This window comes from Streptomyces sp. NPDC091412 (genome assembly GCF_044756885.1).
In the GTDB taxonomy this organism is placed as follows: Bacteria; Actinomycetota; Actinomycetes; order Streptomycetales; family Streptomycetaceae; genus Streptomyces.
Window position 1 is genome coordinate 1 of the sequence record NZ_JBIVTV010000005.1, and the last position, 23311, is coordinate 23311.

Annotated in this window: 22 protein-coding genes and 2 pseudogenes; 16 read left to right on the forward strand and 8 right to left on the reverse strand. The window is 71.1% G+C overall.

Annotated elements, in window-relative coordinates; genetic code table 11:
• Positions 1–123: 123 nt before the first annotated feature.
• From ACIQMV_RS14660 to egtD, 5 genes are all read left to right on the forward strand, one after another.
• A complete protein-coding gene (locus ACIQMV_RS14660; RefSeq protein WP_141355837.1) occupies positions 124–579 on the forward strand; it encodes a type II toxin-antitoxin system PemK/MazF family toxin in 456 nt (151 codons plus the stop codon).
• A gap of 295 nt (positions 580–874) precedes the next feature.
• A complete protein-coding gene (egtA, locus tag ACIQMV_RS14665) occupies positions 875–2224 on the forward strand; it encodes an ergothioneine biosynthesis glutamate--cysteine ligase EgtA (RefSeq protein WP_402592927.1) in 1350 nt (449 codons plus the stop codon).
• A complete protein-coding gene (gene egtB / locus ACIQMV_RS14670; RefSeq protein WP_402592929.1) occupies positions 2221–3552 on the forward strand; it encodes an ergothioneine biosynthesis protein EgtB in 1332 nt (443 codons plus the stop codon). The genes egtA and egtB overlap by 4 nt, the downstream gene beginning before the upstream one ends.
• Positions 3552–4343, forward strand: coding sequence for an ergothioneine biosynthesis protein EgtC (egtC, locus tag ACIQMV_RS14675; protein WP_141355843.1), 792 nt, complete (start codon positions 3552–3554; stop codon positions 4341–4343). Before egtB ends, egtC begins: the two co-directional genes overlap by 1 nt.
• Positions 4340–5302, forward strand: coding sequence for an L-histidine N(alpha)-methyltransferase (gene egtD, locus ACIQMV_RS14680; protein WP_402592931.1), 963 nt, complete (start codon positions 4340–4342; stop codon positions 5300–5302). Before egtC ends, egtD begins: the two co-directional genes overlap by 4 nt.
• A gap of 75 nt (positions 5303–5377) precedes the next feature.
• Here egtD and ACIQMV_RS14685 read toward each other — a convergent pair whose 3' ends face one another.
• The gene (locus ACIQMV_RS14685; RefSeq protein WP_402592932.1) at positions 5378–6625 is read right to left on the reverse strand and encodes an extracellular solute-binding protein; all 1248 of its coding nucleotides are present in this window, start codon (positions 6623–6625) and stop codon (positions 5378–5380) included.
• Between the two features lie 257 nt (positions 6626–6882).
• Here ACIQMV_RS14685 and ACIQMV_RS14690 point away from each other — a divergent pair, with 257 nt between their 5' ends.
• Positions 6883–7098, forward strand: coding sequence for a dodecin (locus tag ACIQMV_RS14690; RefSeq protein WP_141355848.1), 216 nt, complete (start codon positions 6883–6885; stop codon positions 7096–7098).
• A gap of 114 nt (positions 7099–7212) precedes the next feature.
• Here ACIQMV_RS14690 and ACIQMV_RS14695 read toward each other — a convergent pair whose 3' ends face one another.
• Complete coding sequence (locus ACIQMV_RS14695; protein WP_402592934.1) at positions 7213–7704, reverse strand: hypothetical protein; 492 nt, start codon at positions 7702–7704, stop codon at positions 7213–7215.
• 95 nt (positions 7705–7799) lie between these two features.
• Here ACIQMV_RS14695 and ACIQMV_RS14700 point away from each other — a divergent pair, with 95 nt between their 5' ends.
• Entirely contained in the window at positions 7800–8033 is a 234-nt protein-coding gene (locus ACIQMV_RS14700; protein WP_141355851.1) for a hypothetical protein, read from the forward strand.
• A gap of 10 nt (positions 8034–8043) precedes the next feature.
• Here the strand turns inward: ACIQMV_RS14700 and ACIQMV_RS14705 are convergent, their stop codons facing one another.
• Positions 8044–8337 (reverse strand): hypothetical protein, encoded by a 294-nt coding sequence (locus ACIQMV_RS14705; protein WP_141355853.1) that lies wholly within the window; start codon positions 8335–8337, stop codon positions 8044–8046.
• 92 nt (positions 8338–8429) lie between these two features.
• On the reverse strand, positions 8430–8903 hold the full coding sequence (locus tag ACIQMV_RS14710) for a universal stress protein (protein ID WP_401781803.1): 474 nt from the start codon (positions 8901–8903) through the stop codon (positions 8430–8432).
• Positions 8904–9011: 108 nt separating this feature from the next.
• Here ACIQMV_RS14710 and ACIQMV_RS14715 point away from each other — a divergent pair, with 108 nt between their 5' ends.
• A complete protein-coding gene (locus tag ACIQMV_RS14715) occupies positions 9012–9638 on the forward strand; it encodes a DinB family protein (RefSeq protein WP_402592937.1) in 627 nt (208 codons plus the stop codon).
• A 46-nt stretch (positions 9639–9684) separates the two neighbouring features.
• On the forward strand, positions 9685–10770 hold the full coding sequence (locus ACIQMV_RS14720) for a MerR family transcriptional regulator (protein WP_402592939.1): 1086 nt from the start codon (positions 9685–9687) through the stop codon (positions 10768–10770).
• 83 nt (positions 10771–10853) lie between these two features.
• Here the strand turns inward: ACIQMV_RS14720 and ACIQMV_RS14725 are convergent, their stop codons facing one another.
• Positions 10854–12452, reverse strand: coding sequence for a hypothetical protein (locus ACIQMV_RS14725; protein ID WP_402592941.1), 1599 nt, complete (start codon positions 12450–12452; stop codon positions 10854–10856).
• A gap of 683 nt (positions 12453–13135) precedes the next feature.
• Between ACIQMV_RS14725 and ACIQMV_RS14730 the strand changes: the two genes are divergently transcribed.
• Together ACIQMV_RS14730 and ACIQMV_RS14735 are read left to right on the forward strand one after the other, a co-directional pair.
• Positions 13136–13744 carry a hypothetical protein gene (locus ACIQMV_RS14730; RefSeq protein ID WP_402592942.1) on the forward strand — a complete coding sequence of 203 codons (609 nt, stop codon included), beginning with the start codon at positions 13136–13138 and terminating at the stop codon, positions 13742–13744.
• Positions 13745–13778: 34 nt separating this feature from the next.
• Positions 13779–13949, forward strand: a pseudogene (locus tag ACIQMV_RS14735) (M23 family peptidase); the annotation flags it as partial.
• A 200-nt stretch (positions 13950–14149) separates the two neighbouring features.
• Here the strand turns inward: ACIQMV_RS14735 and ACIQMV_RS14740 are convergent.
• Positions 14150–14935: a DUF5995 family protein gene (locus tag ACIQMV_RS14740; protein WP_402593503.1), complete on the reverse strand. Its 786-nt coding sequence runs from the start codon at positions 14933–14935 to the stop codon at positions 14150–14152.
• Between the two features lie 824 nt (positions 14936–15759).
• On the opposite strand from ACIQMV_RS14740, the gene ACIQMV_RS14745 reads away from it, so the two are divergent.
• On the forward strand, positions 15760–15936 hold the full coding sequence (locus ACIQMV_RS14745) for a hypothetical protein (protein ID WP_402592944.1): 177 nt from the start codon (positions 15760–15762) through the stop codon (positions 15934–15936).
• 111 nt (positions 15937–16047) lie between these two features.
• On the opposite strand, the gene ACIQMV_RS14750 is transcribed toward ACIQMV_RS14745, so the two are convergent.
• Positions 16048–17004, reverse strand: coding sequence for a DUF5996 family protein (locus ACIQMV_RS14750; protein WP_402592946.1), 957 nt, complete (start codon positions 17002–17004; stop codon positions 16048–16050).
• A gap of 200 nt (positions 17005–17204) precedes the next feature.
• Here ACIQMV_RS14750 and ACIQMV_RS14755 point away from each other — a divergent pair, with 200 nt between their 5' ends.
• Positions 17205–17591, forward strand: coding sequence for a signal peptidase I (locus tag ACIQMV_RS14755; protein ID WP_141355865.1), 387 nt, complete (start codon positions 17205–17207; stop codon positions 17589–17591).
• A 60-nt stretch (positions 17592–17651) separates the two neighbouring features.
• Here ACIQMV_RS14755 and ACIQMV_RS14760 read toward each other — a convergent pair.
• Positions 17652–18068, reverse strand: a pseudogene (locus tag ACIQMV_RS14760) (aldehyde dehydrogenase family protein); the annotation flags it as partial.
• A gap of 98 nt (positions 18069–18166) precedes the next feature.
• Between ACIQMV_RS14760 and ACIQMV_RS14765 the strand changes: the two are divergent.
• The 3 genes from ACIQMV_RS14765 (at position 18167) to ACIQMV_RS14775 (ending at position 23121) form a co-directional block, all read left to right on the forward strand.
• Positions 18167–18853 (forward strand): TetR family transcriptional regulator, encoded by a 687-nt coding sequence (locus ACIQMV_RS14765; RefSeq protein ID WP_402592947.1) that lies wholly within the window; start codon positions 18167–18169, stop codon positions 18851–18853.
• A gap of 99 nt (positions 18854–18952) precedes the next feature.
• Positions 18953–21292 (forward strand): ATP-binding cassette domain-containing protein, encoded by a 2340-nt coding sequence (locus tag ACIQMV_RS14770; RefSeq protein WP_402592949.1) that lies wholly within the window; start codon positions 18953–18955, stop codon positions 21290–21292.
• Between the two features lie 89 nt (positions 21293–21381).
• Entirely contained in the window at positions 21382–23121 is a 1740-nt protein-coding gene (locus tag ACIQMV_RS14775; protein ID WP_402592951.1) for an NlpC/P60 family protein, read from the forward strand.
• Positions 23122–23311 lie beyond the last annotated feature (190 nt).

Consider the following 23311-nt stretch of genomic DNA (forward strand, 5'->3'; position numbering starts at 1 on the left):
CTGGATGTACTCGGGTGATGCGACAACGCGGCGTGGGGGTACCCCCGGCCGAAGGCTGGGGGAGTGCCGTGCCGGGCGTCGCGAGCCGGTGAACCCTTCCGGTCACAGCACTAGGGTTCCCCCGTGACTGCCTTTACCGATGAGACCGACGAGAACGTGCCCGGCCGTTACGGCCCCACCGCCACCACGGAGGCCGACCCGCGCGACGTCGGCCGGGTGCGCACCGAGTACGCGCCCGCGCACGACGGCGACCCGGACCCCGGAGAGATCGTCTGGACCTGGGTGCCCTTCGAGGAGAACGACGGCCGGGGCAAGGACCGGCCGGTGCTGGTGGTGGCCCGGGAGGCCGCCGGGACGCTCCTGGCGGTGCAGCTGTCCAGCAAGGCGCACGACGGCGACCGCGAGTGGGTGGCCATCGGGAGCGGCCCTTGGGACCGGTCGGGACGGGATTCCTGGGTGGACGTCGACCGGGTGCTGCGGCTGCACGACGACGGCATGCGCCGTGAGGCGTGCGCGCTGGACCGGATGCGATTCGGCCTCGTGGTGCACCGCCTGCGGGAGCGCTACGGCTGGAGCTGACGCGTGGACCGCGCGCCGCGGCGCGCGGATCACCCGGTCGGAGTAGCACCGGGCACGGGGCCCGGTCCGCCCGCGGGACTCCCGCGAAGGAGACGGACCCATGCGGATGTGCCGGGCCCCGGCATCGCGGGTGAGCGTCTGAAATATCGCGGATACGGAGATTTGGCGCCACGATTGTCGCGATTTGCACCCTTGTGCGAATCGGCCGGAGGGTTTTGGCTGGGACGGTGCGGCCCCGGCCCGGCCCTCCGACCGCCGGGCCGGTGGCATGGTGGAATCTCAGGAGGATCCCGACATGTCCGATGCGCAACCCCCCTCGGAGGGCGGCCGTGCGGAACCCCGTACCGCCGTCACCGAAGCCGAGGCCCAGGCTCTGGTCAGCGGCATCTGCTTCAAGACCGGACCGCCCCGCACCCTCGGGGTCGAAGTGGAATGGCTCGTCCATGAGCTGCGTGCGCCGCGGCTCCCCGTGACACCCGAACGTCTCGAAGCGGCCTACGCCGCACTGCGGACCATGCCCCTGAGGTCGGCGTTCACCGTCGAACCCGGCGGCCAGCTGGAGTTGAGCTCGCCGCCCGCCGCCTCCCTGATGGAGTGCATCGGTACCGTCTCCGCCGACCTCGACACCGTCCGCGCCGTACTGGCCGAGGACGGACTCCGTCTCGTCGGTGTCGGCCACGATCCCTGGCACACCCCCCGCAGATTCCTGCGCGAGCGGCGCTACGACGCCCTGGAGGCCTGTCTGGACCGCTCCGGCCCGGCCGGCCGGCACATGATGTGCGCCTCGGCGTCCGTGCAGGTCTGCGTGGACGCCGGCCACGAGGAGCCCGGACCGCTCGGCCACGGGCGCCGCTGGTGGCTGGCGCACCACCTGGGCGCGGTTCTGGTGGCCGCGTTCGCCCACTCCCCGCTGGTGGCGCGGCGCCCCACCGGCTGGCTCTCCACGCGGCAGCTGATGTGGATGGAGATCGGCCCCGGCCGGGCCGGCGCCCCCGCGCTGAACGGCAGTCCCCGCACCGCCTGGGCCCGGCACGTGCTGGACGCGCCGGTGATGTGTGTACGGCACGAGGACGGGCCGTGGGAAGTGCCCGACGGGCTCACCTTCCGCGGGTGGATCAGCTCGCGCCGGCCGAGGCCGCCGACCCGGGAGGATCTCGACTACCACCTCACGACGCTGTTCCCGCCGGTCAGGCCACGGGGCCACCTGGAACTGCGCATGATCGACGCGCAGCCCGGCGACGACGGGTGGATCGTGCCGCTGGCGGTCACCGCGGCGCTCTTCGACGACCCGGAGGCGGCGGAGACCGTCTACCGGGTGGTGAAGCCCCTCGCCGAGCGGTCCGGGCCACTGCCCGCGCCGCACAATCCGCTGTGGACCGAGGCGGCCCGCTCCGGGCTCGCCGACCCCGACCTGCGCGAGACCGCCGTCGCCTGCTTCGCCGCCGCCCTGGAGGCCCTGCCCCGGCTCGGCGCCACCACCGAGGTCACGGACGCCGTCGCGGCGTTCCAGGACCGCTACGTGCGCCGGGGCCGCTGTCCCGCCGACGACCTGCTGGACCGGCTGCACGGCTCGGAGAACCCCAGGTCCGGCCTCCGTACGCCCCAGGGAACCCCCACCGTCCACGGGAAGGACATCGCGCCATGACCGATCCCGCCCTCGACGGCGATACCTTCGACGCAGAGACGCTGCGCGAGCGCGCGCTGCGCTCGCTCACCAGGGCCCGTGACCGCACCACGCTGCTGACCACCTGCGTGGAGGAGCCCGACCTCACCGCCCAGCACTCGCCGCTGATGTCCCCGCTGGTGTGGGACCTCGCCCACATCGGCAACCAGGAGGAGCTGTGGCTGCTGCGGGCGGTCGCCGGCCGCGAGGCGATGCGCCCCGAGATCGACAGCCTCTACGACGCCTTCGAGCACCCGCGTGCCGAACGCCCCTCGCTGCCGCTGATGGCCCCCGACGAGGCCCGCGGCTACGCGTCCGAGGTGCGCGGCCGGGTGCTGGACGTACTGGAGTCCACCGCGTTCCACGGCACCCGGCTGACCGAGGCGGGCTTCGCCTTCGGCATGATCGCGCAGCACGAGCAGCAGCACGACGAGACCATGCTGATCACCCACCAGCTCCGCCGGGGCCCGCAGGCCCTGACCGCACCGGACCCGGAGCCGGTCCCGCCGTTCACCGGTCCGCCCGAAGTCCTCGTCCCCGGTGGCCCGTTCACCATGGGCACCTCCACCGAGCCGTGGGCGCTGGACAACGAGCGCCCCGCGCACGTGCGCGAGGTGCCGCCGTTCCGGATCGACACCACCCCGGTGACCAACGCCGCCTACCAGGCGTTCGTCGAGGACGGCGGCTACACCGAGCCCCGCTGGTGGGCACCGGACGGCTGGGCCCACATACGGCGGCACGGCATCGACGCGCCGCTGTACTGGCGGCGTGACGGCGGGCAGTGGCTCCGGCGCCGCTTCGGCGTCACCGAGGCCGTACCGCCCGACGAGCCCGTGCTGCACGTGTGCTGGTACGAGGCCGACGCCTACGCCCGCTGGGCCGGGCGCCGGCTGCCCACCGAGGCCGAGTGGGAGAAGGCGGCGCGCCACGACCCGGCGACCGGGCGCTCGACGCGCTACCCGTGGGGCGACGCCGACCCCACGCCGGAGCACGCCAATCTCGGCCAGCGGCACCTGCGCCCGGCCGCGGCCGGCAGTTATGCGGCCGGGCAGTCGCCGCTCGGCGTACGGCAGTTGATCGGGGACGTGTGGGAGTGGACGGCGAGCGACCTCACCCCCTACCCGGGCTTCACCGCGTTCCCGTACAAGGAGTACTCGGAGGTGTTCTTCGGGCCGGAGTACAAGGTGCTGCGCGGCGGTTCGTTCGCCGTGGACCCGGTGGCCTGCCGGGGCACGTTCCGCAACTGGGACCACCCGATCCGGCGGCAGATCTTCTCCGGGTTCCGCACGGCCCGCTCGGAGGCCACCTGATGTGCCGTCACCTTGCGTATCTGGGACCCGAGGAGCCGCTCGGCCGGTATCTGGTGGAACCGGCGCACAGCCTGTACCGGCAGGCGTGGGCGCCCCGGTACCAGCGGCACGGGACGGTCAACGCCGACGGCTTCGGGGTGGGTTGGTACGCGGACGGCGACCCGGTGCCGGCCCGCTACCGCCGGGCCGGGCCCATCTGGGCCGACCTGTCCTTCGCCGACCTGGCCCGGGTCGTACGCACCTCGGCGCTGCTCGCCGCGGTGCGGGACGCGACCCTCTCGGGCGCGGACGCGGAGGCCGCGGCGGCGCCGTTCGCCGCAGGCACCTGGCTGTTCAGCCACAACGGCGCCGTCACCGGCTGGCCGGACTCGCTCGCCGCGGTGTCCCGGACCCTGCCGCCGCGGGACCTGCTGGCGCTGGAGGCCCGCAACGACTCGGCGCTCGTGTGGGCGCTGGTGCTGGCCCGGCTCCGCGGCGGTGACGAGGAGGGGCAGGCGCTCGCCGACACCGTCCTGGAGGTCGCCGCGGCGGCCCCCGGCTCGCGGCTCAACCTGCTGCTCACCAACGGCGAGACGATCACCGCGACCGCCTGGGGCGACAGCCTGTGGTACCTGGCCGAACCCGGCCGCCGCACGGTGGTGGCCTCCGAACCCTACGACGACGACCCGCACTGGGTTCAGGTGCCCGACCGCGCCCTGCTCGCGGCGAGCCGCACGGACGTCCTGCTCACCCCGCTGAAGGACCCCACCGAGGACCTGGCATCCGCACGATCCGAGGAGCCCCGCACGTGAGTGAGTTCCGTATCACCCGCACCCTGCCCGAGGACGCCATGGCCGCGGCCCTGCGCGCCGACGTCCAGAACGGCCTGACCTCCGACCCCAAGACGCTGCCGCCGAAGTGGTTCTACGACGCGCGCGGCAGCGAGCTGTTCGAGCAGATCACCGAACTGCCCGAGTACTACCCGACCCGTGCCGAGCGGGAGGTCCTCGCCGGCCGGTCCGCCGAGATCGCCGCCGCGCTGCCCGCCCGCACCCTCGTCGAACTGGGCTCCGGTTCCTCGGAGAAGACACGCCTGCTGATCGACGCGCTGCCCCGGCTGCACACCTACATCCCCGTCGACGTCAGCGACACCGCGCTGGAACAGGCCGGGCGGGCGCTCGTCGCCGAGCGGCCCGGACTGAACGTGCACGCGCTGATCGCCGACTTCACCGCCGCCCTGACGCTCCCCCACTCCCCCGGCCCACGGCTGCTGGCGTTCCTCGGCGGCACCATCGGCAACCTGCTGCCCGGCGAACGCGCCGAGTTCCTTGCCTCGGTGCGTGCCCTGCTCTCCCCCGGCGACGCGCTGCTGCTCGGCACCGACCTGGTCAAGGCCGAGGACGTGCTGGTCGGGGCGTACGACGACGCCGCCGGAGTGACGGCCGCGTTCAACAAGAACGTCCTGAGCGTGGTCAACCGCGAACTGGGCGCCGACTTCGAGCCGGACGCCTTCGACCACGTGGCGCTCTGGGACGCGACGAACGAGTGGATCGAGATGCGGCTGCGCTCGCGCACCGCGCAGACGGTGAAGGTGCCCGCGCTCGATCTCGCCGTGCACTTCGCGGCGGGCGAGGAGTTGCGCACCGAGGTGTCGGCGAAGTTCCGCAAGGACCGGGTGAGCGCGGAACTCGCCGCCGCGGGGCTCGGGTTGGAGCGGTGGTGGACCGACGGCGAGGAACGCTTCGCGCTGTCCCTGAGTGTGGCGCGGTGACCGGGGCGGGACACCGGACACCCTGACCTCCATACCCCCGGGGTCCTCCGGGCGATCGCCCGGGGATGCCGGGGGCTACCCCAACTGCTCGGTGATCCGCTGTGAGGCGCGGCGGGCCTCCGTCGCCGGGTCGCCGCCGGAGAGCACCTTCGTCATGTAGTCCTTGATCGGGTTGTCGGCCTCGACCGTGGCCCACTGCGGCGTGTTGGGGGTCGCCCGGCCGTGTGCGGCGCCCGCCGCCATGGCCGCGACCCCCTCCTCGTCCGCGACGGCGGTGGCGAGCTTCGTCTTGTTGGGGACGTAGTTCATGGTGCGGGCCAGGTCGGTGTCCCACTTGGTGCCGGTGAGGGCGGCGACCACGTCGACGGCGCCGTCCCGGTCGGTGGTGTTACGGGGCACGACGAGGTCGGAGCCGCCGGTGAACACCGTGCCCGGCCGGGCGGCGGTCCTGCCCGGCACGGGGAAGAAGCCCAACTTGTCCTTGAGGTCGGGGTTCTTCTCCACGATGGTCTGGGCGAGGCCGGGCACCGCCACGATCTGCGCGACCTTCCCCTCGGCGAACACCTCCGCCTGCGGCGGGTGTTCCTCGTCGGCGTCGACCGGACCCCGGCCCAGCGCCTGGAGTTGCCGGTAGAAGTCCATGCCGCGCAGCGCGGCGGCACTGTCCAGGGCGCCCTTCCAGCCGCTGTCGGTCTCCGTGGCGAGGTCGCCGCCCTCGTCCCAGATGAAGCCGGAGAGCGTGTACCAGTCCTGTCCGGCGAGGTAGATCCCCTGGTCGGCCGTGGAGTTGAGCTTCTCGCTCGCGGCCAGCCACTCGGCCCGGGTGCGAGGCGGCTTGGTGATGCCCGCCTGCTCGAACAGGTCCTTGCGGTAGATGACGACCCGGTTGGCCGCGTACCACGGGATGCCGTACTGGGAGGAGTTGTCCAGCCCCGGTTCGGCCAGGCCGGGCAGCCAGTCCCGCATGCCCCAGTCCCGCATCGACTCCAGCGTCAGGTTGGTCAGCCTGCCGCCCTTGGCGTACTGCGCGACCTGGGTGTTGCCGACCTCGATGACGTCGGGGCCGCCCTCGGAGCGATTCGTGAGCGCGGCCTGCACCTTGGGACCGATCCCGGTCCACTCCTGGATGCGGATGTCGAGACGCAGGTCTCCGTGGGTGCGTTCGAAGTCCTCGGTGAAGCGGTCCAGGAAGTCCTGCGACGCGCTGCCCTTCATCATCCACACGGTGACGGTGTGCCGCCCGCTTCCGCCTGGCGACAGCACGCCGCAGGCACTGACCAGGAAGGAGGACGCACACACCAGAGCGAGGAGGCGAGGTCTCACGAAGGGTCCTGTTCTTTCCGACGCACAGGGAAGGGGCCCGACGTGGGGGGGACGAGCAGGGGCTCGCGCGGGTGTGGCTGCGATTTTGGTATGGACCAATGCCCGGGTCAAGTGATGTCCCGCTTGCCGTACTTCCTCGTCTCGCGCCCCGCCTCCGCATACGGCACGGTGGAGTGACGCGCGCCACACGCGCGCCCGGAAGTCGTGACGCCCTCTACTCGCGTCACCGGCGCCGCCCGCCGAGAGGAGCCACCCTCATGACCGACCACACCTACCGGGTCACGGAGATCGTCGGCAGCTCGCACGAAGGCGTCGACCAGGCCATCCGCAACGCCATCACCCGCGCCTCGCAGACCCTGCGGAACCTGGACTGGTTCGAGGTGACCCAGGTCAGGGGCCAGATCGAGGACGGGCGGATCGAGCACTACCAGGTCGGCCTGAAGGTCGGCTTCCGGATCGAGGACACGGACTGACGCCCCTGCGTCCCTCGCTCTCGTACGTCCCTCTCGCACATCCCTCTCGTACGTCCCCCTTGGCGCGTCCCCCTTGGCGCGTCCCCCTTGATGCGTGACTGGCGCTCCCGCGGCTCAGGTACGCCCCTTGCTCTCCTGCGCGGTCCTCAACTCGACGGACGGCGCCGTCCAGCGGGCGCGCAGGACGCGGAACCCCGCCTGTTCGGCGTCCTCGCACACCAGCTCGTCGTCGTCCACGAGGACACGGATCTCCCGGTCGCGGGCGAGCCGCCGCAGGATCTCCAGCTTGGTGCGGCGGGCCGGCCTGCGGTCGCCGTCGCGTCGCATGTGCAGGCGCCCCTCGGGCAGCCCGTGGGCGGCCAGCCAGTCCAGGGTGTCCCGGCGGCACCGCTCGGGCCGCCCGGTGAGGTACACGACCTCGCACTCCGCCGCGCTCCGGCGGACCAGTTCCACGCCCTGCCCGATCGGCGGATCCTGGGGCGCGGCCGCGAAGAAGGCGTCCCAGTCGCGCGGGTGGCGCCGGAGGAAGCGCTGCCGGTGCGCCGTGTCGGCGAGGGTGTTGTCCAGGTCGAACACGGCGAGCGGCCGTCTGTTGCTGTCCGTCACCCCGACAGCGTAATCGGGCCCTCCACGGAGCGGGCCCGGGCGTGGACCGCCGCCGTCCGGATGCGGCGGCGCGGCCCGCATCCGATGCTGGGTACATGCCCGGACCACTGCCTGTGATCGTGCACCCGCCCTCCCCGACGGGCGGCCGGCGCGTCCGCGTGAACGGCGAGATCCTGGGGCTGGCCTACAGCGTCGTCGATGTCGCCGAGTTCCTGCGCCGCGCGGGGCTGGACGTCGATCCCGTGGAGGTCTCGGTCTCCCCGCTGATCGACTGGCGCGGGGGCGGCCCGGAGTACTGGGGTCCCGAACCCGACGACACGCGCGCCTGAGCGCCGCGTTTCAGGTCGTCTCCCTCACCCGCGTCTGCTGGACGGTGGCTCCGCCACCCGCGCTGACGGCGGCCACCACGGCCTGGTGCAGTTCCCGGCTGTGCCGCTCGGTACGGCAGGGAACGGGGCTTCCGGTCAGGGTGAACCACTCGGTGGTACCGGTGTACCCGACCGTCACGTCGGCCTCGTTCCCGTCCCAGGTCGTGTGGACGGTCAGATTGCCGGTGACGACGCCGGCCTCGTCCGTTCGTACGCCGCCCCGGCCGGTGAAGACCCCGGGGGTGGTCCAAGATGCCCAGGCCATGCCGTCAACCTTCTTCCCTGCTCCTGCGCTCGGGTCGCGTGCGCTTTCCACAGTCACCCGGCAGCCCCCGTGCGTCATAGGGCCACATGGCCTCACCGCACGCCGTCGGCCCCATGGGCGGTGCTCGGTACGGGGCCGCGGATGACGACCACCGGGCACTCCGCGTGCTGAACGAGGTGCTGGCCGACCGACCCCAGCAGCGCCTCGGTGAACCCGCCGTGCCCCCGGTTCCCCACCACCAGCAGCTCCGCCCCCCGGGAGGCCGCGAGCAGCACGCCCGCCGGGTTCCCCTGTTCGACCCGGGACCGGATCTCGACCGGTCGGTCGGTACCGAAGGTCTCATCGAGTGCCTGAGCAAGGATCTTCGCCGCGTTGTCCGCGAAGTCGAACCCGGCGGCCAGGGCGCTCGTGCCGTACCACATCGGGTACTCCCACACGGTCACCGCCTCCACCACGGCACCCGTCAGAGCGGCCTGCCGCGCCGCCCACCGCAGAGCGTCCTCCGACGGCCCCGAGCCGTCGACACCGACCACGATCCGCGCGACGGACACCGCCCGCTCACCCATGGCTCACCTGCCTCGGATCCGTACCTTCAGCTTGTCGCCCGCACCCGTCCCACGCACCCGGGGGACGGACCGGACCCGTTTTCAGCGGCGGCTGGAAGACTGCCCGGCATGATCGAAGCAGACCCGAAGGCGAACCTTCTCCGCTCTCTGCAAGACGCCCGTGACGCCCTGCTGTGGAAGCTCGAAGGGCTTTCGGAATACGACGTACGCCGCCCTCTGACTCCCACCGGCACCAACCTGTTGGGGCTGGTCAAGCACACCGCGGGCGTGGAACTCGGCTACTTCGGCGACACGTTCGGACGGCCGTTCTTCAAGGGGGATCCGCCGCCCTGGTGGTACACGGAGGACGCCGAGCCCAACGCGGACATGTGGGCCACCGCTGACGAGTCGCGCGAGGAGATCACCGGGCTGTACCGGCGGGCGTGGGAGCACGCGGACGGGACGATCGCGCGGCTGCCGCTCGACGCGACCGGTCACGTCCCGTGGTGGCCGGAGGAGCGGCGAGAGGTGACCCTGCACCACGTCCTGGTCCGCGTGCTGTCCGACACCCAGCGGCACGCCGGCCACGCCGACATCGCCCGGGAACTCATCGACGGGACCGTAGGCCTGTCGAAGGGCGCCGACAGCATCCCTCCGGGCGATCGCGCCTGGTGGGAGAACCACCGGCGCCGGCTGGAGCACGCCGCACGGGAGGCGGACAAGGGCTGGTCCCAGGCTGCTCCGGCTTCCGGTTGACCCTCGACCTGGTCGAGGCCTCAGGGTTCCGGATGTGGAGAGCGAGATGCGCAGTATCGGGGAGATGGCCCGGGACAGTGGACTGGGCGTGAGCGCGCTGCGGTTCTACGACCGGGCCGGGGTGCTGGTCCCGGCCTGGGTGGACCCGGTGAGCGGCTACCGCTGGTACGAGCCCGGACAGCTCGACGAGGCGCGGTTGCTGGCCCGGCTGCGTCGGGCCGGGATGCCGCTGGCGGACGTCCGGCTGGTGCTGGCCGGCTGGTCCAACGCGGACACCGACCTGGTGCGGGGACTCCTCCAGGCGCACCTGCGCCGCCTCGAACTGGGCCTGTCCGATGCCCGCGGCGAGTTCTCCGCGCTCAGAGCCGCACTCGACCACAGGGAGAACCCCATGACTTCGCTCCGCACCGCAACCGTCCGCCTGTCCGTCTCCGCCCCGGAACTGGCCGCCGCACTGGACGCGGTCCGTTTCGCGGCGAGTACCGATCCGGAACTGCCGATGCTCTGCGGGGTCCTGTTCGACATCGAGGGCGAAGACCTGCGTACGGTGGCCACCGACCGGTACCGACTGGCCGTGGCACGGGCCCGGACCACCGGACACGACACGGGCCGGGTGCAGATCATCGTGCCCGTTCCCCTGGCCGACGCGATGCGGGCGCTGCTGGACGAGGAGGAAACCGCGGAACTCACCGTGGACGGCGGCCGCGTGACGCTGAAGGCCGGCGACCGTGAGACGGCCGGCCAGTGCCTGGACCACGACTTCCCCGACTACCGCCGCCTCGTCCGCCTGCCCGACGGGCGAGGCACCCTCGTCGACGTCGCCGCCCTCCGCGAGTCCCTGACGACCGGCCCCGTCCGCACCAGCGAACCACGCAACCAGGACGGCCCGCCCTGCGACGTCAGCGTGCTGAAACTCGCGGACGACGGCACGGTGACCGTCTGCGGTGACGGCGACGAGGCCCAGCAGCACCACATCGCCGTCAACCGCGACTTCCTCCACCACGCCCTCACCGCCGGATCCCGCCCCGAACTCCTCCTGGAGTTCACCGCCCCCAGGGCCCCCCTCGTCATCCGCCGCCCCGACGACGAGCACACGTTCTCCCTGCTGATGCCGGTCCGCCTGGAGAACTGAATCAGTCCGTTCGACGGCGGACTTGACCTCACCCCGTCAGCGCCGACTCCGGAAAGGGCTCACTCGTCACTCGCCGATCGAGGTCAAGGCTTGGCGTATTTCAGAGGACGGACGTAGAAGTCTCCTCCGAGGGCCCACAGCCGGGTGTTCTTCATCGTGATCTGCAGCGCGTGGAAGAGGCTCGGGTCCAACGAGCGGACGTCCGCACCGCGCCACCGCACCTGGTACCAGCCATCCGACCCCGGCTCGAGAACGCTTCTGTCTGCCTCGAAGCCGGGTTGGACGGCGGTGCCGTTCTGGTCCATCAGGGCGACGGAGACGGAGCCGCCGTGGTCGACGTCGACGAGGAACCGCACATCATCGCCGAAGATGCTGAGGCCTTGTGTGGTGACCACGGTGGGCTTGTGGACCTGCCGGCCGCCGTAGTAGGCGAACTTGTCCTTCTCGATCCACCCTCGCCCGAGTGCTGTCTGCCGCCAGGACGTGTGCCATCCCTTGCCGCCCATGTAGTAGAACCAGAGGCGGTTGTCCATCTCGATCGGGACGGACGCGAAAATAACGCTGCTGTCGAAGTCACCGCGCGGGTACCGCCCCATGCCCGAGCCGTGCGGGATGAAGGTGCTGTCGTCCGGGGCGACGTTGTTCCATTCGGTGGTGTTGGTCGACCACAGAAGCGAGAGGTCTACCGTGTCGTAGTCCGGAAGCGTCTTGTCGCCATCGGTGTAGACGGAGCCGAGGCCCAGGTACAGACCCTGGCCGTACTCCCACGAAGGCATCGAGTACACCTGGGACTCCAAGCCGTTGCCGCGATGCACCTCGACCGGCTTCGACCAGTTGACGAAGTCGGTGCTCCGCGACATGGCCACCACGCGGACGTTGCTGTCCCACAGGCGGGTGATGAGCACGTATTCCCCGCTTACGCTGTCCTTGAACACACGGTTGTGGCAGTCCGCCCCCGGAGAGGGGCTGTTGGCCGGCCAGGGCCGCAGCGGCGTGAAATGGATGCCGTCGGCGGAGAACGCGACGGACAGCTTGGACGCGAGGGTGATCAGCTTGTATCGGCGGGACGGATCGGGGTCTTCGGGGTCGTAGAGGACCGAAGTCCCCTGGACTCCCTTCAGCAGGATGTTGTTCGCCGTGCTGCCGTTGAAGTCGACGAGTCCCAGATCGGGCTTGGTCCAGTGGATTCCGTCTGCCGACTCGGCATAGTTGCAGCCCGTCACCCGGTTCGCAGTGGAGTACGTCTTTCCGATCCGCTGGTCGACGGGTGTGCTCGACGACGAGGGGTCCACCAGGAAGAGCGTGTAGTAGCAGCGGAACTTGCGGTGTTCGGGATCCCAGAAGACGTTCGGGTAGCCGTTGTCGAAACGTGCCTCCCAGGGCAGCGTTGGATGCTCGTACAGGCCCTCGCCGAACAGCGGGTTGTGTGCCGTGTCCTTGGTGAAACTCCCCATGCGCACCTGACAGTTCGACATCAGATGGCCGTTCCACAAGCCGGTGTCGAAGGCGAAGTACTTGTGTTTGCCACTGGTGGGGTCGATGGCCGGAGGTGTGGCTGCCGAGCGGGCCGTGGCGGCGAACGCCGAGGGCGTCGTCGCTGCCAGTGAGGCGCCGGCGGCGACGCCCATGCCTCCGATCAGGACCGCCCTGCGGGAAAAGCTGCTGTCGTGCGCATTGCCCATCAGCCGTCGCTCCTTCGAAGCACTGCACTGCTGGACATGGGACGTCTGATGTCCGATGTCTCGCAGAGAAGCTAAGACCCAGCCGATGCCCTGTCAATGAGCGCGGATGCATCGGTCTCGCCGAGGAGCGCCGCTGGTCCTTGCCGTCGGTATGCCGGAGCAGCCGGTGGCAGAACTCGGCACCCACTGCCCGGGGTTCGCCCCAGGCGAGCCGGGTGGCGCGGGCGTCGAGTTGGGCGTAGCTGAGCCGCTGCCCGCCGAAGACGACCGCTGTGGCGTCCGGGGGCCGCGACCCGCGCCTCGAAAACCTCGTGGACGCAGTGGTCCGGTTCCGGGAGGAGGCGCGGTGCGGGTGCGAGAACGTCCGTGTCGTCGAGCATGTCGAGCCGGGGCAGGGCCGGTCCGGTTCGACGGCCGCGCCGCGGGCTGCTGGTCGCCCAACTGCGGGCCACCGGGCGGCCGGTCTACGCAGTCAACCCGCTTGCCGTCGCCCGCTACCAGGACCTTCTGTGGAATCAACGATGTCAAGTGATGACGGGCTCAGACGATCGGTTGGTGCCTTCGTAGCGGTGGGTGCGGTGCGGGTGTTGTCGGTGGGTTCGGCTTGGATGTGGCTGTGTCTGTCTATGACAGTGATCCGTCAGCTGCCCAAGATCTCGATCGTTCGGGATCGCTCCCGAGCCATGGCCATGCTGGATGCCATCATGAGCCCGGATTGGGAGTCCCGGTTCTACTCGTTCGACTCCCGGTGGTCGCCGACGGAGGAGATGGCCTCCATGCGCGACGGTTGCGGCAACAACTACTCGATCGTCTTCTCACCGGCGGGCGCCTACGTCCGCGGCTTCGATCACGAGTCGCCGATGACCCCCTATCGGTTGACGCCTCCAGCTCCGTGGCCCGGACTGTTCGACGGAGTGCCCGAAGCGTTCCTCCCCCAGGTCACAGAGCCCGCCTTCAGCGACGACGACGGCACGCCGCGCGCAACAGTGTGCTTCTGGCACGAACAGGCCGACACCGAGTGGAAGTGCGGCGCCGTCGAGGCTCTGCCGGAGGGTGTGGCGGACGACGGCAGTGCGGAATGGCTCTTCGACGTCCTCCTTGACGGCCGGCCCGAGGCGTACCAGCAGTTCGCGGAGGATTACTACGAGGTGACGGTAAGCCTCGAGGCCGTGCGTCACGTCTACGCCCTGCGGCCTCTCACGAAGAGCATCGTGTCATCACTGAACCCCGATGTTGATCTTGCCGGCCTTGAAGAGGACATCGCCGAGATCGGCTATCCCCTGCGGGGGTGAGGACGTGTTCGAGTGGCGTGGATCCTGGCCCAGGTTGCAGAACAACACCAGCGTGCGGGTCCTGTGCCAGAAGCAGGGCGACACGGTGAACGCCGAGGGGTACACCAACAACTGGTGGAGCAAGCTGCGGGACCAGAACGGCTTCATCAGCAACATCTACATCGACCACCCGGCGGCCCAGCTCCCCGGTGTCCCCCTCTGCTGACCGAACTCCCGGCCGGCCGGTCCGAACCCGTACGTTCGGGCCGGCCCCACGCCTGGGTGACGGCGCGTTCCTCCCGCGCCGTCACCGCACAACGGCGGCCGTCGGCCGGTCCCCTCGCGCCCGAGTCGGCCAACCGCTCACCGGGCAACGGCCCGGCGCTCACCAGGAGCCGCCGCCACCGCCTCCCCCGCCGCCGGGCCTCACCCCGTCCCCTGCCGGACGGAGGCCCGCTCCATGGCGTTGTCCAGATGAGCGATGACGGCCGGCACGTCACCACTCTCGGTGCGCCGGATCAGCTGCAGGGCCGGCCGGACGAGGCCGCCCGGTCGTGCTATCAACCGTGCGAGCACGGCGGCCCGGACGTCGAGCCGCTGGATGGTGGCCTCGCGCTCCTTTTCGTTCTGGCCGGCAAGCAGGACGGCGTTGTACCACGCCTCCTCGCGCGACTGACGGACACTGAAGTCGAGGATCCGCTCGTCGGTTCGGGCTCCGACCCGATCCAGCAGCGACAGGAAGGGCGACACGGCGCCGACCGAGTCCTGCACCGCCAACACCACCCGCGCAAGGACGTCGTTGATCAGCAGAAAGTCACGCCGCAACGCGTGGATGGCCTCGCCCGGGCTGGTCCGCGCGGCGGCGATGGCCAGGTCGAGGTTGATGTGCGCGTTCACGCCGAGTATCAGGTGCTGGACAATGATGGTGTCGGCCTCGTCGAGCAGCCCGAACGTCTCACGCCAACAACGCGGCCCGCTCCGGTCACGACGCCAGGCGTCGTACGCGTCGAAGTAGCGGTTGCCGAAGAGCGTGTCGAAACGGTCCATGCGGGCGCCGTCGTCGAACAGCCCACCGTGAATGGCCGTGCGGACCTCAACGGTCACCTGTCGGTACAGCGCCGCGAAGTACCCGACCCGGTCACCCGCGCGTCGGGCCTCCCGCACGATCCCGGCAAGCCCGTCCACGACATCGTCGATGTTCTCTGCCACCATGCCCAACTCCCCTCTCACGGTGCCTCGTTCGGCCCGCACTCGGGTTGCTGTCCGCAGTGCCGACCACAGCCCTGTCCTACCACCGCGGACCGGGGAAGGTCCCCCGCCCTGCAGGAAACGGACGGGAGTCCCGACCCTGCACGTCAACATCCCCGGGGCGGGCGCCTGAGCGCGCATCCGAAACCCCGTCACCAGTGTTCGGACACAGCGCCTTCCCGTGGTGCCGTGTGCGGTGTCGCCGGGCACCACGGAACGTGACTGCTACCAGATCGTCTCGACCCGCTCCAGGTGATCGATGAACGGGTTCCGAACGTTGCCTGCCGGAACACTGGTTCAACGGCCCAGGCGGTTGGTGTCTCCCGAGCAGGGCCGCGCACGGCCGTGTCACCGATCGGGTGTCGGTGACACGGCCGCGCCGGACGTGGGATCAGGACCCGTGCACCGGGCGGGGCCGCCGCCGTATTCGACGGAGCGATCCGGTGCCCGGAAGTACGGGCCTGCCGACCGGATACGCCGAACGGTGACCCGGTTCGCCAGAGAGCGTTCTCCCTGCGCGAGGCGAGCGGGTCGTGGCTGCGGCGAGCGGGTCGTGGCTGCGCACCGCCCCGTAACCGCTGTCGGCAGTCTGATGGTTGGACGAGTTCGGTGCCGTCTTGGCACCCGCGCCCGTCACCGTGATCCCGCCACTGAGCTTCAGCTCCGCGCCCTGCCCGTCCCGTGGAGCCGCCGTCAGCTCCCCGGTGTACGGCCCGTTGTGCGAGAGTTTCCCGTCCAAGGGCCTGCCGTCCCACGCCGCGGTGAGCGCCGCGCGCAAAGGTGCGGGGGTGGCGCCGTCTCGTCGGGGATCTGATGTCCTGCCCCTGGCGGAGCAGGCGGCCTACGCCCTGGCCTTCCGTCGCCTCACGGGCTTCGAGGACTTTCTCGCGCGCGCCGAGGACCTGGGGCACCGGCTGGTGAGCCACGTGGGCGACAGGCTCGCCGCGGGCGGGCTGGGCGGCTGACGACGCCACTCGCCCGGAATTGCGGTGGGTTGCCGTCGATGTTCCTGACGCGACACCCGGGTGAGCGGACGGTGCCGCCCACTTCCTGCTACGCCGTGTCGCTTGTCGCCCTCAGTGGTGGTAGTGGGCGTGGGCCAGGGCGGGCGGCGTCCTGCTCATGTACCAACCGTCGCAGCGGGCCCCGATGAGGTCCGACGGCCAGCCTGCCGTTGCGACGGCGGCGTCGTAGACGGCGTCACCGAACGCCACGATGGCGCGGTGCGGGTCGGGGGTCTGCCTGAGTGCGTCCCACGGCAGGAGAACCAGGCCGGCGTCAGGATGCCAGGTCGCGCCGTCGACACCCCACGACCGGTTCTCCAGACCGTCCGGCTGGGGCCAGATGTAGGCGTACATACCCAGGTCCTGTGCCTCGGGACCGCCGAAGGAGAATCCGACCGAGACATACGCCTCGGTCTGGGCGTTCTGCTGGAAGGCCGGACCGTGGGCCGGTGGCACGGTGGGCTGCGCACGGTAGCGCGTGGCGGACAGGTCGAAGCCGCCCCACATGACCCCGACCCGCGGACGGTGTCCCAGGTAGGGCGCCTGCCACTCCTCCAGCCCGTCGGCGGCGAGATTCAGCGCTGTCCACATCAGCCGCGCCGCGCGGTGGTCCCAGTGGCGTTCGACCTGATCATCTCCGAAGTTCGGCGGGGCGCCGGGAATCTCGCAGATCAGCGAAGTGCGGGGCCTGCGCAGGCCGAGCTCGCCCGCCGCGCCGCAGAACGACGCGTAGAACGAGGCGAGTGATCCGTCGGACATGGGCAAGGTCCGCGAGCCCCTGTCGGTCTCGACGACCACGTCGCCGTCGAGCAGCCGGTGATGCACGGTGAAGGTCACGTCCTGCTGCCGGAGCGTCGGCGTCCTGAGCCCACGGGGAGTGACATCCAGGACGATGTTTCCCCAGCCGACTTCGAACGGCTCGTCGAGGGTGTACTTACCCGCGATCTGTACCAACCGGTTCACATAGGCGACCATCGGAGCCAGGTCCTCGTGGACCAGCACCGGCCACGCGTGGAGAGGTGCGCTCACGACGAGCCTCCCAGCCTGTCGATCGGCGGTTCGCGCTGGAAATACCGGCAACACCGCAGTGCCACCCACCATTGTCGTACGCCAACCCGCATCCTGCCTGCTCGGTGACGCCTCGCATCGCCCACGTGCGTCAAACGCCCACGGCAGTGGGCCCCGTAGACCTACGGCACGTTCCCACCGAACTGCTAGCGTCCGCCCGCGTGAGTGACAGTGTGTATGTGGGGAACGCGGGCAAGGACGCGGCGCTGGACCGGGGGTGGCTGCTCGGGCACTTCAAGGAGGTCGGCGATCCGCGTCGCAGTGAGGCCGTGGAGATCAAGTGGGGGGTTCATCCCCGTGGCGACGAGCGGTCACGGTGGGTGGAGGGGGAGGAACGTACGGCTCTGCTGGTGCTCATCAGCGGGCGCTTCCGGGTGGAACTCCCGGGCCGCAGCGTTCTGCTGGAGGAGCAGGGGGACTACGTCGTCTGGGGGCGCGGAGTGGACCACTCGTGGTTCGCGGAGGAGGAGTCGGTGGTGCTGACCGTTCGGTGGCCGTCCGTGCCCGGCTACGCGGTGGAGGAGGCGGTGCCGCCCGGGCGTCGGTAGGCGCGGTTCTTGCGGGGGGGGTACGTGTTGTCCCGGGCGGTGCCGGGCGCCTCGCGGTGATCACAGGGCGATGGACTGGTACTCGGTGTAGGCGCTCAGGCCCGCCGGGCCGAACTCGCGGCCGAGGCCGCTGGCCTTGAAGCCGCCGAACGGTGCGCGCATGTCGCGGGAGGCGCCGTTGACGCCGAAGGTGCCAGTGCGGATGCGGCGGGCGACTTCGAGACCGTGCTCCGGGTCGGCGGTCCACACACCGCCGTCGAGCCCGTAGGCCGATTCGTTGGCGATGGCGACGGCCTCGTCCTCGGTGTCGTACGGGATGACCGCCAGGACCGGGCCGAAGATCTCCTCCTGGGCGATCCTCATGGTGTTGGCGACGTCGGCGAAGAGGGTCGAGCGCACGTAGAAGCCCTTCTCCAGGCCCGGGGTGTCCGGGGCACCGGGGCCACCGAGGACCAGGCGGGCGCCTTCGGCGATGCCGGCTACTTAACGCTTCTCCGACGGTAACAGAACCCAGTTCCGTTAACCAGGTCGGTCGATATCCTGACCGCGGGGACACCGCGAGCGAAGAGAGGGTCATGAGCGAGACGAAGCAGGGGTTCATCCGCGCGCGCAGCCCCGAGAACCGGGAGCTGCGCAGGCAGTCGATCCTGGACGCGGCCGAGCACCTGCTGGAGGCGACACAGGTCGCGGACATCACCCTGCGCGACATCGGCCGGCAGTCGGGGATCGCCACCTCGAACGTGCTGCGGTACTTCGAGAACCGCGAGGCGGTCTTCCTGGAGCTCCTCAACCGGGCCTACGGCGCCTGGCTGGACGCGCTCCCGGCCGAGCTGGCGCCCGCCGACGCGGACGGCACCGGGCCGGCAGCGCGGGTGCGCGGCTTCGCCGAGGCCTACGCCGCCTCACTCGCCGCCCGGCCGGTGATGTGCGAGCTGGCGAGCGTGCTGGCCAGCGTGCTGGAACGCACGGTCCCGGTGGAGACGGTCCGCGCCTACAAGCGCCAGGCGCTGGCCAACAACGACCGGCTCGCCGGCATCCTCCACGCCCGCCTCCCCGAACTGGACCCGACGGCCGCCAAGGAACTGGCCTCGGCGACCATCGTGCTCATCGCCGGCCTGTGGCCGTTCGCCCACCCCGGACCCACCGTCGTCGCCGCCGTCGAGGACCCCGCGCTCCTCGCCGCGCACGTCGACTTCCCCGCCCGCTACGGCCGCATGATCGAGCTGCTCACCACCTCACTGCGGGGCCCCGCCGCCCGCTGAGCGACGGCCCGGCCGCCGGACCCGCCGGCCGACAGGACCGCTCGCGTAGAATTTCAGAGTTTGCCCCTTCCCGTCCGCATCCCCGTCCGGAGCCCTTCCATGCACAGCCCGCACGACCCGTACGTCCGCGTCCGTGGTGCTCGTGAGCACAACCTCCAAGGGGTGAACGTGGATGTTCCGCGGGACGCGCTGGTGGTGTTCACGGGGGTGTCGGGGTCGGGGAAGTCGTCGCTGGCGTTCGGGACGATCTACGCGGAGGCCCAGCGGCGGTACTTCGAGTCGGTGGCCCCCTACGCACGACGGTTGATCCACCAGGTGGGGGCACCGAAGGTCGGGGAGATCTCCGGGCTGCCGCCGGCCGTGTCGCTGGAGCAGCGGCGGGCGGCGCCGACGTCGCGGTCCTCCGTGGGCACCGTCACCAACCTGTCGAACTCGTTGCGGATGCTGTTCTCCCGTGCCGGGGACTATCCGCCGGGGGCCGAGCGGCTGGACTCGGACGCGTTCTCGCCGAACACGGCGGCCGGGGCCTGCCCCCAGTGCCACGGTCTCGGACAGGTGCACCGCACGGAGGAGGCGCTGCTGGTGCCCGACCCCTCCCTGTCGATCCGTGAGGGCGCGATCGCCGCCTGGCCGGGTGCCTGGCAGGGCAAGAACCTGCGGGACATCCTCGACGCGCTGGGGTACGACGTGGACCGGCCGTGGCGTGAGCTGCCCGCCGGAGAGCGGGAGTGGATCCTGTTCACGGACGAGCAGCCCGTGGTGACCGTGCACCCGGTGCGGGACGCCGAGCGGATCCAACGGCCCTACCAGGGCACGTACATGAGCGCCCGGCGGTATGTGATGAAGACGTTCGCCGATTCGAAGAGCACTGCCCTGCGGACCAAGGCCGAGCGTTTCCTCACCGCCGCCCCCTGCCCGGCCTGCGGCGGCAGCAGACTGCGGCCCGAGGCGCTGGCCGTGACCTTCGCGGGGCGCACCATCGCCGAGCTGGCCGCGCTGCCGCTGACCGAACTCGCGCAGCACCTGCGCGGCACCTCCGAGGCCGCGCGGGTGCTCACCGCGGACCTGAAGTCCCGTATCGCGCCCGTCGTCGAACTGGGTCTGGGCTATCTCAGCCTCGACCGGGCGACGCCCACGCTGTCGGCGGGCGAGTTGCAGCGGCTGCGCCTCGCCACACAACTGCGGTCGGGGCTGTTCGGGGTGGTGTACGTGCTCGACGAGCCGTCGGCGGGGCTGCACCCGGCGGACACCGAGGCCCTGCTCACGGTTCTGCAACGGCTCAAGGCGGCGGGCAACTCCGTGTTCGTGGTGGAGCACCACCTCGACGTGGTGCGCGGTGCCGACTGGGTCGTCGACGTCGGTCCGCGGGCGGGGGAACACGGCGGGCGGGTGCTCCACAGCGGGCCGGTCGCCGAGCTGGCGGGGGTCGCGGAGTCGGCGACGCGCCGGTTCCTGTTCGACGGCTCCCCCGGGCCGGTGCGCGAAGTGCGGCGTGCGCGGGGGCAGTTGACGGTGGGGCCGGTCACCCGGCACAACCTGCGCGCGGTGACGGCGGAGTTCCCGCTCGGCGCGTTCACCGCGGTCACCGGGGTGTCGGGGTCCGGGAAGTCCACGCTGATCGGTGAGATCACGGAGGAGCAGGCCGGTGTCGGGCGGCTGGTCCGCGTCGACCAGAAGCCGATCGGGCGCACACCACGCTCCAACCTGGCCACGTACACGGGACTGTTCGACGTGGTACGGAAGGTGTTCGCGGACACCGACGAGGCACGGACGCGCGGTTACGGGGTCGGACGGTTCTCCTTCAACGTCGCGGGAGGCCGGTGCGAGACCTGCCAGGGCGAGGGATTCGTCAGCGTGGAGCTGCTGTTCCTGCCGAGCACATACGCTCCGTGCCCGGACTGCGGCGGGGCCCGGTACAACCCCGAGACGCTTCAAGTGACATACCGCGGGCGGAACATCGGCCAGGTGCTGGACCTCACGGTGGAGAGCGCGGCGGAGTTCTTCGCCGACACCCCGGCCGTGGCGCGCAGTCTCGGCACCCTCATCGACGTCGGCCTCGGCTATCTGCGACTCGGTCAGCCCGCCACCGAACTGTCCGGCGGTGAGGCGCAGCGCATCAAGCTCGCCAGCGAGCTGCAACGCGGCCGACGCGGCCACACCCTCTACCTCCTCGACGAGCCGACGACCGGACTGCACCCGGCCGATGTCGAGGTGCTCATGCGGCAGTTGCACGGCCTGGTCGACGCCGGGCACACCGTGATCGTCGTCGAGCACGACATGTCCGTCGTGGCCGGCGCCGACTGGGTCGTCGATCTCGGCCCGGGCGGCGGCGACGCGGGCGGCCGGATCGTGGCGACGGGACCGCCGGTTGAGGTCGCGCGGGCGGCGGGGAGCGCCACGGCTCCGTATCTGGCGCGGGCCGTACGGCGGGACGTCTAGAAATTCATGGCGGTCCCGGCCGCACAACGCCACTGCATCTGAGGCGAATTGACGCGTCCGGCGGGTCCGGTGACGCTACGGGGGAGATCATGACGTTCATGATCCACACCTCTCGTCGCGGCCTGCTCGCCGCCTTCGCCGCCTCCGCGGCCTCCGTCCCGCTCACCGGCCTGGCCGCGGCTCCCGCCCGGGCCGACGCCGCCCCCGCGCCCGTCGATCCCCTCCCGGCACCGGCGGGTCTGACCTCGGCCCGTTCCTCGGTGACTCTGCCCGTGCTGGACGCCTCCTACTTCACGCCGGTGACCCTGGTGTCGCCGCTCGCCGTCTCCGTGCTGTCCGGGGCCCCGGCCCGCACGGAGGTCCTTTCGAACGGCAGACGGGTCGCACTGCTGACCCACGGCGCCCGGACCGTCGTCCTGCCGGGCCCGCGAAGAACGTTCACCGAGAACAAGCGGTCCTTCGTGGACGACTTCCAGCGCACGCTGACGGGTTGGGGCAGCTCGCCGGGCGGCGGCAGCTGGAACACGCTCCCCTCCAGCCCCGACGACTACTCGGTCGTACCGGGCACCGGTCTGATCGCCCTCACCACCACGGGTGTCAGCCGGCACGCCAGTCTGCGGGACGACGAGGTCACCGATCTCGACGTGCGGTCCGTGGCCCGCTTCGACAAGGTGCCCACCGGTCAGGCCTGTTCGTACGGGCTGACCTTCGGCTACCAGAGCACCCACAACAACTACCGGGCCCGGCTGTCCTTCCTGACCACGGGGGCGGTCGAGTTCCGCGTCGAGAAGGAGGTCGACGACGCCGTCACCCAGCTGGCCCCGGCCGTCACGCTGGCGACGGGCAATCCGGCGAACACGGACTGGACGATCCGGGTGCGCCGCGAGGGCTCCCGGATCCGGGCGAAGGCATGGCGTTCCGCCACCGCCGAGCCGTCCACGTGGGCCTTCGACGTCGACAACTCGGCCTTCGGCAAGGGCCGGGTGGGGCTGCGCGCCCTGGCCAACACCGGCTGCACCAACCTGCCGGTCACTCTGAAGGCGAGCCGCTTCGAGGTGAGTGCCGCCAACTGGCACACCCCGCCGAGCGTCACCCACGGCGACTGGGTGCGGGTGCTGCCCGAACCCTTCGACGGCACCTGGACAGCCGAGTGGGAGCGGACGATCCGCGGCTGGGCCGGCTCCACCGTGCCGGACGTGCTCTCCTACGCCGCGATGTTCCTTCCGGGCGCCCCCGCGGTCACCGCCGGGGACGGACCGGCACAGGGCAAGCAGGTCCTGGGCGAGGCCGGTTACGGCTATCTGAACGCGCAGGGGTACCGCATGGTGGGCGCCGACTTCCACGAGTGCATGGACGTCGGCTGGACCTTCCCCGACGGCGCCTACACCGGGCCGTCGAGCAAGCAGGTCGGGAATCTCGACTGCTCGGGGTACACCCGCATGGTCTACGGCTACCACATGGGCGTGCCCATGGCCGCGAAGGCGGACACGTCCGGGACCCGGATACCGCGCCAGTCCCGCGACATGGCCGACCACACGCCCGGTGTGCTGATCGACCGGACCGACGGCGCCCGCCCGCCGGCCGCGAACCTGCTCCAGCCCGGTGACCTCGTGCTGTTCAACGCCGACTCGGGGGACGACGGGGACCCGCGGACCGCCACGGTCGACCATGTGGGGATCTATCTCGGACTGGACGCCGCCGGCAAGCGGCGCTTCCTGTCCAGCCGCAAGACGGTCAACGGGCCCACCATGGCCGACCTGGCCGGCGCCTCACTGCTCGACGGCACGGGCCTCTACGCCGAGTCCCTGCACACCGTGCGCCGCGTCTGAGCCGGCACGCCGGGCCGGGGCGGCCGGATGGCCGCCCCGGCGGGGGGCGTGACCGGCAGAACCGCGCCCGGCGACGCCGCGCCCCGCGAGGGCGTCCCCGGCGGGGGTGTGACCCGCGAGAGCGCCCCCGGCGGGGATGTGACCCACGAGAGCATCCCCGGCAGAGGCCCGACCCGCGGCGTCGTGACCG